This is a genomic window from Jeotgalibaca ciconiae (assembly GCF_003955755.1).
Taxonomy (GTDB): domain Bacteria; phylum Bacillota; class Bacilli; order Lactobacillales; family Aerococcaceae; genus Jeotgalibaca; species Jeotgalibaca ciconiae.
In genome coordinates this window covers 1535010-1551669 of the sequence record NZ_CP034465.1, presented here as the reverse complement: position 1 = coordinate 1551669, position 16660 = coordinate 1535010, and the positions used below count along the sequence as shown (strand labels likewise).

Sequence of the window (16660 nt, the reverse complement as noted above, 5' to 3'; positions counted from 1 at the left end):
CATTCTAACTCTCCTTTGAGTAAATTTTTTTTATTTCTTCATCCTCTTGAGGCTCCTCCTCGAAATCTTTTACAATTACATTCCCGACAAAGGTAATCAAAAAGATCGTGAATCCGGTTCCAAAAAGGAATAAAAGACTTGGATAAATGCTAGACAATACATAATAAGTTCCAATAAGTATTGTCCATAAAATAATCGTATAATGCAAGTAGCCGATTCCCATCATTAGTGATGCACGAGTAATCTCTCGCAAATTCTTGAATCTCAGCGCTACCATCACATTATAAATATGTGTGCCTCCTACAATCGCCATTACAAACATAAAGATATTCGCGACTTGGAAATACCATTCAGTTACATTAAAAAGATTAACAATTAAAATAGTAAATATAGCGATTAAAACCCAACTCACAAGCACAGACTGCTTAAAGGCCTCTTTATAATATTTCCAAATGCTCTGAAAAACAGCTGGTTCTTCTTTAAAGTGCAACCAACGGAAACAATATTTTGTTACTGCATAGGTCGCAGGCCCGACACCAAAAATTCCTAATCCTAAGAGGGAAAAAACGAGCCACAGTCCATTTAAATAAATAATCTTCCAAAAACCAATTAGATAATCATTAACTTTATTCATTTTATCCAACGACTTCATTTCTTCCCTCCTAAAAATTACCATAGACAGTTTTAATAAACGCCGTCTTCTCCAAATTTCTTCGCTAATTTATTTGCACCTACTACTAAAACCAGTCCTACAAGGCCCTTGAAAAGCCCTACAGCTGTAGAATAACTTAACTGCCCATTCTGTATACCAGCAGTATAGACAAAGGTATCAAAGATCTGTGCGACTCCTTTATTCATGGAGTTCATTAAAAGGAACATATGCTCAAACCCAAGCTCCAGAACATCTCCGATTTTTAGAATTAACAATGTAATAATCGTTGGTCTAATCGCCGGAAGAGTAATGTGCCAAATTTTTCGGAATCGGTTTGCTCCGTCCATATCTGCTGCTTCATAAAGTTGTTCGTCAACATTTGTAATTGCTGCTAGATATACAATGGTTCCCCAGCCTGCCCCTTTCCATATTTGTTGGAAAATATACATGGGCCTTAGCCAGTCAGGATCAGTCAAGAATGAAATTCTCTCTCCGCCATTCGCAACAATAATATTATTCATTACGCCACCTTCTGTTGTCAGTAATACATAGAAGATTGATACTACAATTACCCATGACATAAAATGAGGAAGATAAATCACGGTCTGGATGCTTTTTTTAAGTTTATCGCTTCTTAACTCATTTAATAATAAAGCCAATAAAATTGGGAATGGAAACGAGAAGAATATATTGTAAGCAAAAATTGCTAGTGTATTCTTCATTAACATCATGAAAGTGTCTTCTGTAAAGAGACGAATGAAATGTTTTAGTCCAACAAACGGACTTCCTACTATTCCTGCCCATGGTTGATAATCTTGAAAAGCAATGACTAATCCTCCCATTGGGAAATATTTAAATGTAATAAAATATAAAACACCAGGCAACAACATTAGATATAAAAATTTATTTGTTTTTATTTGCGCCCATTTCTTTTTTCGCTCACGAGCTTTTATTTCTTGTTTAGTCCGTTGAAAAGGATGAGATGTTACGGTCGCTTTTTCCAAAACGGATTCCTCCTATCGATAATTTAAAACATAGTCGTTTAAAATTTGAATAATAATCTGTGAATCGTTTGTTTCATTTCGGCTACATTCATATTACCTAATTAAAGCGATTACAGAAATAATCATTTCATGAGTAGTGAAATCGCCATCACTTTATACCAGAAAACTCTATATCCTGTGCACCAGCGAGAGTAAGCGTTATCATTTCCTTATGTATTTTTATCCTTTTAAAAAATGATTATTCTTTTTTTCAGAACGGGCTCTGGTTATTTAATCTTTATTCGCAGGGACTTTTAAGCTTATGTTCTTTTGATTATTTACGTCATTCCTGCCTCATGGTACATTTGTTTTGTAAACGTTTTGTATTTTTATTTCGGCAAAAATAAATATAAATTAACGTACAAAAAAAGAATCTATATTCAAATGAATAATATGGAGGTATAAAATAATGAGCAAGAAATCGAATGGCATTAGTTTGAAAGACGCAAACAAATGGAAATATGCATCAAAAGGAGAAAAAACATTTGATATTTTAAATATTGTCTTTTTATCTGTTTTTTCACTAATGTGTCTCATTCCTTTTATTAATATTCTAGCAACTTCATTCGCAACTCCGGGAGAAATTACAACCCGCACATTTATTCTCTTACCAAGAACTTTCACGACAGATGCGTATAAGTATATTTTATCAACACCTACAATATTCCGAAGCATCGGTGTATCTTTATTTGTAACCATTGTAGGTACCTTTATCAGTATGGTTTTAACTTCTTTCATGGCTTATGCACTATCTCGTAGATACTTACATGGTCGCGGGTTCTTTAATTTCCTTGTTGTCTTCACTATGTTATTTAGTGGTGGGATGATTCCTACGTTCTTAGTTGTAAACAACTTAGGTTTGATCGATTCAGTATGGTCCTTAATTTTGCCCGGTGCAATTAGTGCTTATAACATGATTATCATGCGTAACTTCTTCCAAGGAATTCCGGATAGTTTGGAAGAGTCTGCAAAAATGGATGGCTGTACGGATTTTGGCGTCTTTTTCAGAATTATTTTGCCACTTTCCTTACCGTCTATCGCAACAATTTCTCTATTCTATGCCGTAAATTATTGGAATACTTACCAATCAGCGATTCTATATATTAACGATTCGGCAAAATGGCCTGTTCAAGTACTATTACGTCAAATCGTTCTTGTGTCTAGTGGATTAAATGCAGATGCTTCGGTAGTAGATGTTGTTCCACCAGCACAATCAGTAAAAATGGCTGTAATCATTATCGCGACCTTGCCAATGCTAATTGCTTATCCATTCGTCCAAAAATACTTTGTAAAAGGTGCTATGGTCGGATCAGTAAAAGGCTGATAGACCCACTTATATTTTTTTAAACACTAATCTATAAAAAAGAACTGTGATTCCTAAAAAAATGGAATCACAGTTCTTTTTTTGTTCTTACACTTTATCATATATTCTTTTGATTAATGCAATGCTCTCTTCTAAGTGGGGTTCTGTAGTTGCTTCAAGTGAGGTAAAGATATGAGGACTTTCGTATTTCGCATAATGCATGATCGCTTCATACTTCATCCAACCCTGACCAACCGGAACGATTTTTATTTTATTATCTTCGACGATAAAATCTTTAATATGCAGGGCAATAATGTAATCGTCCAGTAGGCGAAAGGCTTCTTCTATCACCTCTTCTTGCTTTTGATAGTTTGTAACAGACATTAAATTTGCACAATCAAGGATGACTTTAATATTTGGAGAATTCACTTCATCCACCAGTCTTCTAAGCAAAGGCGCTGTATAGATGGGGTGATTGATTCCTGATTCAATTGCAACCACTACTCCAAACTTTTCTGCCTCAGCGACGATTTCTCTTACAGATTCCAAGGCTATTTGATAGGCTTCCTCCGTAAAGTTTTCTTCTGTATATCCGTTTCCTACTGATCCCGTCTCTGTCGCTACCATTGAAGCGCCAAAATCTTTCGCTAGATAGATATGTTTCTTAAAATCAGCAATTGCTTGTTTTCTAACAGATAAATCCAGCGAAGACAGATTTACGTAACTTCCAAGAATAGAAATTTTTATACCCGCTTTGCTAAAATGGCTATGGATATAGTTGGCAGTTCCCGGGGTCATTTTTTGAACAGAACGAAGACTATCTGGAAATGATTTCTTGATAGCAAAGTGTGCATGCGTAAAATGATAATCATTCATTTTTTGCGTTAATTTTTCAATTGGTAGTTGTCCTAAATCGTGGGCACGAATTCCTAATTGTAATGGTACAGTTGTCATTGAATATAAATTCCCTTCTTTAAATAAGTTATAAAATATGAACCAATTCTTCAGCAATCAAGCGAGCAACCAATCTGGCACCGGTTACATTCAAGTGTGTATTATCGTTGCTTCCTTCCGGATAGTTTTCATGTTCACCGGCATTCAGATGCAAAAATAATTTTTGAGATTGTTCTTCTCCGGTTTCCGTTAAGTATTTTTGTGTTTTCGAAAAAATATCGACAGCAGCCACATTTAATTGTTCTGCAATTTCAAGAGCCGCTTTCGGGTAATCTCCCAATGTTTGCGGGTTCAATACGCCAGCTTCAAAATCACGGCGAGAAATAGAGGAAAGAAGAATTGGAAACGCACCTTTTTTATGAGCTGCGTCAACATAAAAAGCGATATTCTTCTGATATTCTCCAAATGGTTCTGTATATCGCAACGGATCTTCTTCTTTTTGATCGTTGTGTCCGAACTGAATAATTAAATAATCTCCCAGCTGCATAGCTTCATCAACAGATTCAAATAAACCTTCTTCTAGAAATGATTTAGTGCTCCTGCCATTTACTGCATGATTTCGTACAGTGAACTTTTCACTTAAGTATTCACTTAAATATTCTCCCCAACCAGATTCCGGACGTTTTTCTGGTAATTTTTCTGCAGCAGTTGAATCTCCAATAATAAAAATCGATTTCTTCTGTTTCATTATCTTTTTTCTCCCTGAGGTGTCAATTGATTTTTCTCGAGCCATTTTTCTAAAAGAAGTGACCATGCTTGCGTATACGGTTCTTCCTTAGCAAGCCCCAATCCATGTCTGCCAGCTTCAAAAATATGCAGCTCAAAGGGAATCTGATGTGTACCTAGTTGTTGGGCGTATAATAATACATTTTCTACAGGAACCCTTTTGTCTTCTGCTGTATGCCATATAAATGTTTTTGGCGTTGTCTCAGTAATCAAATAGTCAGGAGAATACTGTTTGCTTAATTCTTCATCGGGCTCTGCCCCTAAAACTTGTGTTAACATATCCAAATGTAAATGCGGCCTTGAGACAGATATAACGGGATAAGACAATATACTAAAATCAGGTTTATACTCGTTCTTCGTACTACATAAAGCAGCAAGATGGCCTCCCGCGGAAAAACCGATTACGCCGATAGAATCTGGTGACAATTGCCAAGCAGCAGCATGTTCTCGCAACTCTTGAACCAAGTCGTTTACTTGTTTTAATAATCGATCTAGATTTAGATTTTTTAGCTGATAATAAAAGATTCCTGCATGAATCCCTCTTTGATTAAACCATTCAGCAATATCTTTCCCTTCATGCCCCGCAAGGTGATGATAGCCGCCGCCTGGAAAGACAATGACGAAAGGTCGCTCTTCCTCACCAGGGACGCGGTATACTTCTAAAAAGGACTCTTCTGGCATATATTTGTCCCCGAGCGCCTTTCCTTTTTCAAAAATATTAATCAAAAAAATCCCTCCTTCCTTTTCTTTACCATAACTCAAATCCGTAATTCCGTACATAATCATTTGGAACGTTATTTCGGGCGATCTTTGCGATAAATCTCATCTAAGGTTGCATAATATGGCCCAGCCAAACGTGCAACAGGCTTTAGTTCTTGAACACTGATATACTCTCTTTCTACATCAAAGATACTCTCATCAAAATGAAAATCCGTTACTTCTAAAAAGAAAAAGTCTGTCACGATATTTCCTTCTCGGTCTTTGACAGGATGATAGTCATATAACTTTACTTCCATTCGTATTTTAGCTTCTTTAATACCAGGAGTCTTTACGGTTTTACTCGGAATTAAATGAAGATTCGTCCGATCAATTTCACTTTCACTTTCTTTGAGATCAGCAGCTGTTTCGTTCATATCGTCAACAATATCTGAACTGACAATATGAACCACTCCGTTTTTATAGGCTAATAAATTTCGTGCCGAATCTTTTGGTTCACCATTTTTCCTTAAAATCGCCATTGAGATTAATGGCACTTCATTCGAAACTCCGCTCGTAAAGCTAAAAGGGGCTGCGTTGACAACTTCACTTTCTTCATTAAGAGTCGTAATCCATCCAATTGCTCGAGGTATAATGCTTCCTGAAATCATTTTGTACATTCTATTTTTATCTAATTCTTCTACAGAATAATGGTACATTTTTTCACTCCACTCTCTATTTGTTCTTTTCCCATTATTATAACGATTTTTTGTTAAATAGATAGAAAGTCTCCTTATCATCAAACAAATATTGCTATTCGAACTACTTACTTTTTTAAGCCGTTAACGTGGAATTTTTCATTTAAATCTGTATAATCAGGGTATCGAATACAGAAAAGGAAGAAGGAAATTTTTTGAATTATATCGCTCTTGACTTTGAAACGGCCAATAACCGAGGCGACAGCATCTGTTCTATCGGAATGAGTCGTTTTGTAGATGGAAAAGAAGTCGAACGTTATTACAACCTAATTAATCCAGTCCAATCCTTCAGTTCTTCCAATATATCTGTTCATGGTATTTATCCTGAAGATGTGAGGGGTGCTCAGCGTTTTGATCAACTCTACTCAGAGATTCGTTCTTTTATCGGAGATGATCCGTTGGTTGCACATTTTGCGCCATTTGATATGAATTGTTTACAAAAAACGATTGAAACTTACCGATTGCCCCAAATGGAAAACGAGTATTTCTGTACATGTGCTATGGCCAAACGTTTATTGGACTTACGCAGCAACAGCCTAGTCAGTGTTCTTGATTATTATGGATTGTCGATTGACCATCACCATCACGCGTTGGATGATGCCTCCGCATGCGGCACAATCGCCAGCAAATTACTTCGACCATATGACTTTGAAATTGATGGCTTTTTACAAGAACATAACTATCGAATGGGAAAACTATTTTCTCATCGCTTTGGACCTATTCACTCAACAGCAAAATCAAAAAGCAAAAATACAACGGAGCTGAAAGCTCGAACAACTGAGTTTGATCCGGCTCATCCTTTCTATAAAAAACATGTTTGTTTTACCGGTCGTTTGAAAGGAATGAAGCGCAATGACGCTGCACAAATCGTTGTCGATGCAGGCGGACATTTTGATTCTCAATTAACTTACGAAACGACCTACGTCGTGGTATCTAACTCGGATTGGCAAAAAATCGGTACTCCATCTGAAAGCCGAAAAATTCAACAAGTTCGTGAACTTCAAGGAAACGGTAGAAATATTCACATTCTTTCAGAAAATGACTTTCGCATGTTATTTTAATTGCTAAAGTTCTATATTCCCCTCATGAATTTGCTTGAATAGAAACTGCTTATAGCTGTCTCTCTAAATGAAAAACGGATGAATCCAATTGCTGGATTCATCCGTTTTTCACTTAATCCTCTTGGAATAGTAAGCATACTCACTCTGTTCATATACACTACCAAAAGCATAACCCCCAGAAACTTTTCCTTCATGGATATAACTAGACGTCGCCTTTATTTTACGTTTGTTGTATTCTTCCATCAGCGAATATACCAGTGCAGAGCCGAGTCCCTCGTGCCCTTCTTTCACTGCCATATAAAGAATAATGTATTCACGACTGGTGTATTTTTTAAATAGAAATTGTACAATCGCTCTTAGATTCAGCTTTTCCTGATTAAAAAGAGTGCTATAGTCAGGAACAGAAATCAGAAAGCCCGCAAGTTCTCCATTGGGACTATAAGCTATTTTTACATACTTTCGATTCAGTATCGCCTTCAAATCAGAAAACAACTGCAAAAATTCATCGATTTGAATGGTTTTAAAAACCGGAAATGTCTGAAATCGATCTTGAATTAATTCTGCTACAGCCAGGAAATCTTGGTTCAAAGTTTTTCCAGCAGGACTCACAATTTGATAACCTTGCCCTTTAAATTGCTTATAGCGTTTCAAATATTTATTTCTATCCATCTGCCCATCTACGGGATTATAATGATTGGAATAATAAGTGGCTTCTCTATCGAAACCATTTTTCTCCCAGAGTTTTTCATAATAATCAAGGTGATATAGCTCTGAGAAATAAGGTCGGCGATTAAAATGATTTACTTTTAATCGGTATCCAAGCCAAAAACTCGCGTTTAATGGTCCTGCTATTTTTTTCTTCCCATGATCCAAGCTTTCTTTTTCCGCAAAATCTAATAAAAGGCGCGCCGCCTCATCATTATCCAAACTTTCAAAATATCCTAAGTAAGCAGTGGAATCTTCCGGATAGAAAGTCAAAACTGCTCGAGCTAAGATCCGACCGTGCTCTTCCACAAGAAAAGGTATCGCTTGAAAATAATGACTTAGTGGATGTTCTCCTCGGATAATTTGAGCAAGTTCTTTTTTATTCTCCGTTCGGAACTCAGGTCGATACAAGGTATCAGGAAAAGATAAGAAATTCTGAATCTCAGTTTCTTCAATTAATAAGTACTCAGCTTTCATTCCTCCCTGCCTCTCTTTCAAGAATTGTGACGTTTCCGGTATTCGCATCCAGTTCAATTTGATCGCCTGTATGTAACACTTCTGTTGCATTCTTAATTCCAACTACTGCCGGAATGCCCAGCTCTCTGGAAATAATGGCAGTATGAGATAACAAAGATCCTTTTTCTGCGATAATCCCTTTTGCTTGTGTTAACAAGAATACCCAGCCAGGATCCGTCATTTTCGTTACTAAAATCTTGCCCTCTACACTTTCTTTTACTTCACTTGGATTGGTAACGACAATAATTTCTCCGCTTACTTTGCCGTTAGATGTTGCAATTCCTTGCAGTTCGTCTACCAGGCTGTCATGAATTACCTTTTCTGCTTGCTGAACCACTTTATTGAAGGACTCTTCCTGAAATACTAGGTAGCCGTATGCTGGCAACAATTCATAGCCTTTGTATTCTTTTATTCTTCTTGCAACGATTTTTTGAGGATCAAACGTCCCATCCAACTGATCAAGTTGCTTTACTTCTTCCATTGTTAACCAAAAAATATCTTCTTTTTCTTCGAGCCAGCCTTGTTCAACCGCAATCTCTCCCATGCGAAGCATCATTGTTCGGACCATCCCATAAATTCTGCTCCGATTTAAACGAGAAGTTTCTCGGTGTTGGATGCCCAGACGAGCACGTTTACTTAAATAATGGAAAATTTGTTTTTTCCAAGCTGAAACATCTATCTGATTTTCTATTTCTTCTAGTTTTTTAAATGAATCTGCTGCTTTTGTCTCTTTATTATTTGTGTTTTCGGCAAAAATAATGAGCTGGTTAAGAGCTTTCAACGGATGGCTGCGAAAAGTCGCAGTTTCAAGTTTTAGTTCTTCCAACGAACGATCGCCGTATTGGTCAATGTACATTAAAAATCTTTCTTTGAATCCAGAATGATCTTTTTCCATAAAGCGAGCAAAATCCTCATCCGATGTAATTCGTTTGATGGAAGATAGCAAGTTCTGTTTATTAACAAAATCTGCTAGTTTTTGTAATGAGATAACTGGTTCCATACTCGTAATTGCTGGTATACCAGAAAACCATTGATTCCATTCTTTTTCTGCTTCTGAGTTTCCCCACTTCTTCAATGCTTTTTTCAGTATCCCGGTATAAACAAATGCATACAAATCATTTACCAATGTCACATCCCAATTAGACAGTACACGATCCGCTAAATTTTGATACAATTCTTTAATCTGATTTTGATTCATTTCATCTGTATATTGTTGTTTGAAGTATCTTTCTACTTTAATAAAGTCTTCATTTAATCGTTTCATATTCTTAGACGCCGAGAAAAACTCTCGTATAATTCTTCCAGAAATACGTAAGCTTTCCAAAAAGGTTGTTTTCTTTTTTAATTCCGGAGTTGTAACAACATCTTTCTGAGAAAAGCCCATCATTTCTTGCCAAATAGGCAGAATTTGGTTTGGAAAAGGTAGAAATTGCAACAGACTATATAAATGATTCATATTATAATACATTCGGCCGTTAATTCGAACAACAATCTTAGCAAACACGTCTTCATAAGCAGCCAATAACTCCTTGGAGCGAGAAAAACGCCAAGCAACTCCTTTAAAAACTTCCTGATAAGCAAACTGAATAAAAGTATCGGTTAAAGGCAATGTCAATCCGGGATAACTCTCCACTAGATTACTATTATTAAATACAACCGGTACCGATTCCTCTCGAACCGTTTTTAAAGTAGTGATTGGACGTGACTGTAAATAGTAGACTTTTTCTTCTAGGACAGCAAATTCACAATCTAAATAAAATTCTGAATTTTTCCTCAACAAGTCTGCCTGTTCCAATAAACTTTTCATTTCTTTTTGAGACAATAACGGACTGTCTTCCTGCCTTTCAAAATAGGACAAGTCCTCATCACGTTTTAAATAATAAGTCGTAACGGGAACAAGCCCCTCCACTACACCGTCTCCTAATCCATTTCCAACAACAAGCACGGTTTCATTCAATAAACCTTTTGGATTAGCGGTAAAAAGGACGCCTGCTTTTTCAGCCGTTACCATTCCTTGGATCACTACCGCCATTTTTACATCTTTTATATCCAATTGATGATGGTACATATAATCTTTGATATGTTGGTAGTCAGCAGAGCGAAGACAGTCAAGAATTTTATCCGCCAACTCTTCCTTTGAAACATTCAAATAGGTATCAAATAATCCTGCAAACGATACTTCCTCACTATCTTCTTTCCCAGCTGAGGAACGAACAGAGAAACATTCGAAACCGCTGCACTCTTGTTCTACCATTTGAAATAAATACTCTTTTTCTTCGTTCGTTAAAGCCCCTTCTTTACGCAAACGCAATGCAGTTGCCCCTTCAATAGAAAGAACAAAAAAGGCTGGAACTTGAATTCCTATTTTTTTCATTCTTGCAAGTTCGTTGGCTTTACCACCGCCATTTTCTAATGTAATTTGATCGTACGGCAGCCACATTCTATTCATCTGCATTTGATTAACCCCTAACCTTTAGAAATAGATAAAACACACTAAAACAAGAAAAATGACTAGATGAATCATTAAATATGCTGGAACAGCCACTTTTAAATTTTTTCCTTGTGGTGCTTTATAATAATGAATAATTGCATACACCAGGCCGCCATAGGCAAACAATAATAAAAAAGAGCCCATTTGTTTATAGACGAGCACTAAAGCAAACAGCACACCAATAGCAGCTACAGCTAAGATTACTTGCAGAGATCCTTTAAATCCCCATACTTGTGAATAAGTAACATACTGATTTTCATCTTCCGGAGCTTTTATTTTTCGAGAAACTTCCCATAATAAAGCAGGGATATATAAAGTAAGAGCTAAACAGACATTTTGCCAAGTCCAGATTGGCAACTCATATTGATTGCATACATAATGGATCACATAATAACTTAATAGTAACTGAACGGGATTATGGGTGATTAAAGCCAAGACGAGACTTGGTTCGATTTTATCCCGTTGAAAAAACCATACAGTCATTAAAAATCCATAGAAAATCACTAATAAAAAGGGGCTGATTGCCTGTGGCAAAATTAAATTCATAATTACCATACTGATAAACAAAACAATCCCTAGTACCCATAAGTCTTTTTTAAAAACTCGTCCAGAAGGGAGCGCTCGCTCTGGATAATTAATTAAGTCCTTTTCGTAATCTTTAAACTCATCCGCAATACGTAACAAAAACAAAAAAGCAAAAACAGTATAGACAACTCCCAAATCAGCCCAAGAAAAATGATAAGAGGGCTGTGTGCTCGCAAATGCAATCACACCAAAATACTGTACAGCGACCATCAGCAGACTAACAATAAATCTCGGTATAATCGGATACATTTCTTCAATATAAACGTTCAACCTATTCAACATATCTTTCCCCCACTTTCTCTCCAAGTCGTACTTGCACTTCTCTACCATTTTGATTTTGTAAAAGAATATCTGAATCGATTGTTACTTGATTCTTTTGATAGCACACAATAATGCTTGAAGCGCCATATTCAAAAAAACCCTTTTCCTGTCCCTTTAAAAATCTTTCGTGACCATGATTGTGAATTTTCCCAACCAACATGGCACCAATTTCAATATATAATATTTTTCCAAATTCTTTGGTATCCAGTAATTGCCATGTCCGTGTATTTTCACTAAAGACTTTTGTATATTGGTGGGCGATTGGTCGAATTGTATGCAGCTTTCCTTTGATTTTTTTTTCAGCAAGTTTCTCCCCATCAGCCGGATAGCAGTAGCGATGATAGTCATCCATTGCTAAACGATACACCAAGCAAGTCCCCCCTTCAAATAATTCTGCCGCAGTCTTATCTTGCAACAAATCAGCTAATGTATAAAGACTGTTTTTTATTTGAAACTCGGCTTTTTCCGTTATAGAGTAATGAAATACCTTTCCATCAGAAACTGCAATGACCGCTGAACGATTTTCATTAATAGGACGAGCTGATGGCGTTAACGTTCTTGTGAAAAAGTCATTAAAAGAGGTAAATTCTTGCCTTGTTGCTTCTGTTAAGTCAATTTGGTATTTTTCGATAAAAGGAGCGATTTTTTTAATCGAAGCCGTTCGATTGTTTCTACTTGCTTTCCAATTAGAAAAACCAGGTCGAACAAGTTGTTTTAACAGCAACCTGCCAAAGGCTGTCTTATACAAAAAGTGCAGTGCCTTTCCGCCTACCTCTTGCTCTTCAATGTATTCTTGTGTCTTTCGATGATAATAAACAGTCATGTGCTCACCTACTTCCTAAAATAAAAAGCACCAGTAAGGCAAGAAGTACAAAAAATACATACATTTTTCCTCTTGGTTTTGGAATCGGATGATTCCATACAAACATCAATGCCATTATTATATAAATCATTTGTAATAGCACTTGAAAAAATAAGGTGTGGGTTGCTTGAAAAAGAATACAAACTGTGTAAATAATGGGAATAATTAATGAAATATAAGCAACCGGAACACCAATAAAATAGAAATAATTCCCTTCAGAATCTAACTGCTCTTCTTTTGTGATATGGAAGTAGCCCAATCGGTGAATCCCCATAACAGCATAAAAAATACTGATAAAAAGAGCAAATATGGAATAATCTGTAATAGATAAAAGTAGCACGATCGGCAAGGCTATAAAAGAAATCATATCAACGAAAGAGTCAACATATTCTCCCATTTGTTTTTCTTCTAGCGTCCGCTCATATTGATTCGCAAACTTTCCATCAAATAAATCACAGATAACAGAAACAACCATCAGCATGATCGCTCTGGAAATATTACCCGTCATGATTGTGTAAATACTCAAAATAGAAAAAAATAGTCCAATGAAGCTGAGACTATTTGAAATATGAAAAACTGGAATAAATTGAAACATAGGCCCCTCCAAAAAATTATATTGATTTTTTCCAACCTGCTTTTACAAGCAGCCAATTAATCAACAGATGTGTTGCTGCACCAAGAAAAACATAAGCAAAGTACTTGGAAATACTCATAGAATCATAATACGCTACAACCAAGGTACAACCAAATAAAGAGTCCATCTGATCAAGCCACATATATTTCCATGGTTTATTTAATTCCGATGCTTTTCCAGGTTCAATATCTTTGCGTCGTTTCCAGAAGCTATTGGGTAGTTCAAATATGATGTAAGAAAGCCCTAACCAAAAACCAATACTTATGTTAAACCAAATAGTATTTGGATGACTTTGATAAAATTGATTGAATGCTTTTAGCGAAGGAAACAGCCCGCACAACCATCCCCAGACCATGGTTGCAATGATGGAACAAATAATCATGCCTAACGCGCCCCGCCAAGTCTTATTTTTTCCAAATAATGGGTTGTTATCTCGCCATATCTTTCCACCGTCAATTGGTTGATTCCATTTTTCCAACCACGAAGATTTTAATAATTTCATATTTGCTACACCAGCAAGAATCACTGGCATTAATGTGATATACATCGATAAAATAGTTGTTTTCAAAGTATTACAATGCTCCTTAGATTTATAAACATATTTTCTGCATTATAGCATAGGTCGTTTAGAAATCCTCTTCAAATGGCATGATGAAAAACAATCCTATTTTTTCTGCTCACAATCGCTTAAATCCAGTAATAATCGAAGTGGGCTCTCACTAGGCAAAATCAACGCTCAGCTGCAGCCAGGGCAAGTAAGAAAAGCGGACAAGTCCGCCTTGGCCTATGAAAAAATAGGAAATTTGACCCTGAATGAGCAGCGAAGCGCGCAATGGGGCAAATTTATCTTTTTTTCACTAGGTCAGGACTTGGGAGCTAGACATTGATGGCTGAACTTATAATCCCCTAGTCTATAAAAAAGGACTGGAAATTACTCCAATCCTTTTGCTAATTCATTCAATTTTTGTTGTATTTCTTTTGCGATTTTTTGTTTTTCGAGAAAGAATGCTTCTTTTCCGGAGAAAAGAATAGGTGTGCCTATTCTAATTTCTTTTTCCTTCTTTTCTGCTATCATCGGCACAAATGGTATATGCTCACCAGTTTTACGATAATAATACTTTTCAATATATAAAAATCCCTCGTAGATTTCCTTTACTTGAGCACTTGGGTCGTCATAGCTAATATCAGGAAACAGTAAGATGCTTTCGCCGTTTTCAAGAGCATCCACCGTTTGCTTCATCGTGACAACAATAGAACGAGATTGCCGATAAACAGGAATTCCTTTACCAGACTTCGTCAGTGCTGTAACGAATAGCGCAGTCGGATAAGCAATGATTTTTGAAACAAGGTGTGGCCACCCTAAACGCTTGGTAAAAGTAAACTCAAGATAATGGTGATAACAACTGGAAAAATCTAAAAATACATGTAAGACCCAAATTCGTAAAAATTCCGGATGCCAACATAATACACTGATAGGCCCAAACATATTTTGGTGATGCGCAACGTACACAACTGGCCCTTCCTTTTTAATGCGACTATCCTTAATCGAAAATTCAGGAGAAAAAAAACGTAGAATACCTCTGATTTTTTTATAAAATAAACCATAGTCTTTCTGCATAGGCTCAATCCTTATTGTCTAGTAATTAGTCAACCAAAGAATTTTTCATTACAAAACCACGAAACATGAGTTTGGCGATTCGAATAGAGTCGTGAAAGGCTTTATAATGAGATACAGTTTTTTCACCAAAATAGATTGTTTGTATGGGTTGCTCATAAATAGGGATGCTTTTATAAATCGCGTAAATCAGCATGTTCATTTCATATTCGAATCGCTCGCCTTTTAATACAAGGAGCCAATCTAATTCTGAAATAGAAAAACTCCGTAAGCCCGTTTGCGTATCAGATAAGTATTTTCCAAAGAAAATTTTAAAGGCCTTGCTCGTTAGTTTGTTTCCAAAAGCATTTTTTGAAGGAACCTGAGCTTGGTCGAAATCCCTTACTCCAAGAATAATACCGGATTTTCTTTCTTTTGAAACTTTTAACAATTGCAACACGTCATCAACTGCATGCTGCCCATCTGCATCAGCCATTACTAAGTATTTCATCGTAGCTTTTCGGTCTCTTACATATTGAAAGGCCGTTTTAAGAGCCCTGCCTTTACCTTGATTATTCCCATGAGTTAAAACGGTACAAGACTCCATTTGATCGAGACTTTCAAATAGAGATAGACTGGCTGATTCACTACCATCATTGATGATAATAACATTCTGAACGCCTTTCTCTACTAATTCTTCTACATATTGAATAAGGGTGGGTTCTGGATTATACGATGGGATGATAACTACACATTGATGCAATATTGCCTACCTCTTTTCCATTGTTGATTGAAGTTTATGACAATATTATACCATGCAACAAACATTTATATACTTTTTAGCTTTAGGCAAATAATACAAAATAGCCAATAACGAGTATTCCTAATACAATCCGATACCAGCCAAAAAGTTTAAAATCATTGGTTTGAATATAGCTCATCAAGAACTTGATAGCGATAATAGACACTGCAAAAGCAACAGCCATCCCTACCAGCAAAATAGTTAATTCTTGTCCTGTAAAATCAAAACCAAATTTCACTAACTTTAACGCACTAGCACCAAACATAACCGGAATAGAAAGGAAGAAAGAATATTCTGCAGCGACAAAACGCGACGCCCCTAAAACAATTGCTCCGAGAATCGTTGCTCCGGAACGGGAAGTACCCGGAATCAATGATAAACATTGAAATAAACCAATGAAGAGTGCTGTTTGATAAGATAGATCCTGGAAGGTGTGAATCTTCCCCGTTTTCCCTTCGTTGCGATTCTCGACCAAGATAAAGAGAACCCCATACACAATTAACATAATAGCAACTACCCAGTAATTATAAAAATGTTCATTCAGCCAATCATCCAATAACAGTCCAAGAACTCCCGCCGGTAATACTCCTACAACTACCTTATACCAAATTTCCATCGTCTCTTTTTTCTCTATTGATGATTTTTTCGGTGAGAAAGGATTTAACTTGTGAAAATAAAGTACTACCACCGCTAAAATTGCTCCTAATTGAATCACAACAAAAAACATTTCTTTAAATGCATCAGTCATATTCAACTGAATAAATTCCTCTACTAAAATCATATGTCCTGTACTTGATATGGGTAACCATTCCGTTATCCCCTCAACGATTCCAAGTATGATTGCCTTTAATATTTCTATCATGGATTACATTTCCTCCTTAAACTCAATAGCTCTATTCTACTAAATCATTTGTTGTTAAGAAACAACTTTAACTAAATTTATACTATTTCTTACTT

The 16660-nt window shown here is 36.2% G+C and carries 17 protein-coding genes; 2 read left to right on the top strand and 15 right to left on the bottom strand.

The window, feature by feature from the left end:
* Nucleotides 1-4: 4 nt before the first annotated feature.
* On the bottom strand, nt 5-652 hold the full coding sequence (locus EJN90_RS07385) for a YesL family protein (protein WP_164544032.1): 648 nt from the start codon (nt 650-652) through the stop codon (nt 5-7).
* A gap of 32 nt (nt 653-684) precedes the next feature.
* Nucleotides 685-1656, bottom strand: coding sequence for an ABC transporter permease (locus tag EJN90_RS07380; RefSeq protein ID WP_174919276.1), 972 nt, complete (start codon nt 1654-1656; stop codon nt 685-687).
* 448 nt (nt 1657-2104) lie between these two features.
* Here EJN90_RS07380 and EJN90_RS07375 point away from each other — a divergent pair, with 448 nt between their 5' ends.
* On the top strand, nt 2105-3019 hold the full coding sequence (locus tag EJN90_RS07375; RefSeq protein ID WP_126109915.1) for a carbohydrate ABC transporter permease: 915 nt from the start codon (nt 2105-2107) through the stop codon (nt 3017-3019).
* An 87-nt stretch (nt 3020-3106) separates the two neighbouring features.
* Here the strand turns inward: EJN90_RS07375 and EJN90_RS07370 are convergent, their stop codons facing one another.
* The 4 genes from EJN90_RS07370 to EJN90_RS07355 form a co-directional block, all read right to left on the bottom strand.
* Nucleotides 3107-3952 carry a sugar phosphate isomerase/epimerase family protein gene (locus tag EJN90_RS07370; RefSeq protein ID WP_126109913.1) on the bottom strand — a complete coding sequence of 282 codons (846 nt, stop codon included), beginning with the start codon at nt 3950-3952 and terminating at the stop codon, nt 3107-3109.
* Nucleotides 3953-3980: 28 nt separating this feature from the next.
* Complete coding sequence (locus EJN90_RS07365; RefSeq protein WP_126109911.1) at nt 3981-4640, bottom strand: rhamnogalacturonan acetylesterase; 660 nt, start codon at nt 4638-4640, stop codon at nt 3981-3983.
* On the bottom strand, nt 4640-5404 hold the full coding sequence (locus tag EJN90_RS07360; RefSeq protein ID WP_164544031.1) for an alpha/beta hydrolase: 765 nt from the start codon (nt 5402-5404) through the stop codon (nt 4640-4642). Before EJN90_RS07360 ends, EJN90_RS07365 begins: the two co-directional genes overlap by 1 nt.
* Nucleotides 5405-5472: 68 nt before the next feature.
* Nucleotides 5473-6093 (bottom strand): flavin reductase family protein, encoded by a 621-nt coding sequence (locus EJN90_RS07355; RefSeq protein WP_126109907.1) that lies wholly within the window; start codon nt 6091-6093, stop codon nt 5473-5475.
* 194 nt (nt 6094-6287) lie between these two features.
* Between EJN90_RS07355 and EJN90_RS07350 the strand changes: the two genes are divergently transcribed.
* The gene (locus tag EJN90_RS07350) at nt 6288-7193 is read left to right on the top strand and encodes an exonuclease domain-containing protein (protein ID WP_126109904.1); all 906 of its coding nucleotides are present in this window, start codon (nt 6288-6290) and stop codon (nt 7191-7193) included.
* A 108-nt stretch (nt 7194-7301) separates the two neighbouring features.
* On the opposite strand, the gene EJN90_RS07345 is transcribed toward EJN90_RS07350, so the two are convergent.
* The 9 genes from EJN90_RS07345 to EJN90_RS07305 form a co-directional block, all read right to left on the bottom strand.
* Nucleotides 7302-8375, bottom strand: coding sequence for a hypothetical protein (locus EJN90_RS07345; protein WP_126109901.1), 1074 nt, complete (start codon nt 8373-8375; stop codon nt 7302-7304).
* Complete coding sequence (locus EJN90_RS07340) at nt 8365-10869, bottom strand: PEP/pyruvate-binding domain-containing protein (RefSeq protein ID WP_126109899.1); 2505 nt, start codon at nt 10867-10869, stop codon at nt 8365-8367. The genes EJN90_RS07345 and EJN90_RS07340 overlap by 11 nt, the downstream gene beginning before the upstream one ends.
* Nucleotides 10870-10887: 18 nt before the next feature.
* Nucleotides 10888-11772 (bottom strand): UbiA family prenyltransferase, encoded by an 885-nt coding sequence (locus tag EJN90_RS07335; RefSeq protein WP_164544030.1) that lies wholly within the window; start codon nt 11770-11772, stop codon nt 10888-10890.
* Nucleotides 11762-12634 (bottom strand): phosphatidylserine decarboxylase, encoded by an 873-nt coding sequence (locus tag EJN90_RS07330; protein WP_126109895.1) that lies wholly within the window; start codon nt 12632-12634, stop codon nt 11762-11764. The genes EJN90_RS07335 and EJN90_RS07330 overlap by 11 nt, the downstream gene beginning before the upstream one ends.
* A 4-nt stretch (nt 12635-12638) precedes the next feature.
* Nucleotides 12639-13268: a CDP-alcohol phosphatidyltransferase family protein gene (locus tag EJN90_RS07325; RefSeq protein WP_126109893.1), complete on the bottom strand. Its 630-nt coding sequence runs from the start codon at nt 13266-13268 to the stop codon at nt 12639-12641.
* Nucleotides 13269-13284: 16 nt separating this feature from the next.
* A complete protein-coding gene (locus tag EJN90_RS07320) occupies nt 13285-13875 on the bottom strand; it encodes a CDP-archaeol synthase (protein ID WP_126109891.1) in 591 nt (196 codons plus the stop codon).
* A 363-nt stretch (nt 13876-14238) separates the two neighbouring features.
* Nucleotides 14239-14925 (bottom strand): lysophospholipid acyltransferase family protein, encoded by a 687-nt coding sequence (locus EJN90_RS07315; protein WP_126109889.1) that lies wholly within the window; start codon nt 14923-14925, stop codon nt 14239-14241.
* Nucleotides 14926-14950: 25 nt separating this feature from the next.
* A complete protein-coding gene (locus EJN90_RS07310) occupies nt 14951-15664 on the bottom strand; it encodes a glycosyltransferase family 2 protein (RefSeq protein ID WP_164544029.1) in 714 nt (237 codons plus the stop codon).
* Between the two features lie 82 nt (nt 15665-15746).
* Nucleotides 15747-16565: an undecaprenyl-diphosphate phosphatase gene (locus EJN90_RS07305; RefSeq protein WP_126109885.1), complete on the bottom strand. Its 819-nt coding sequence runs from the start codon at nt 16563-16565 to the stop codon at nt 15747-15749.
* Nucleotides 16566-16660 lie beyond the last annotated feature (95 nt).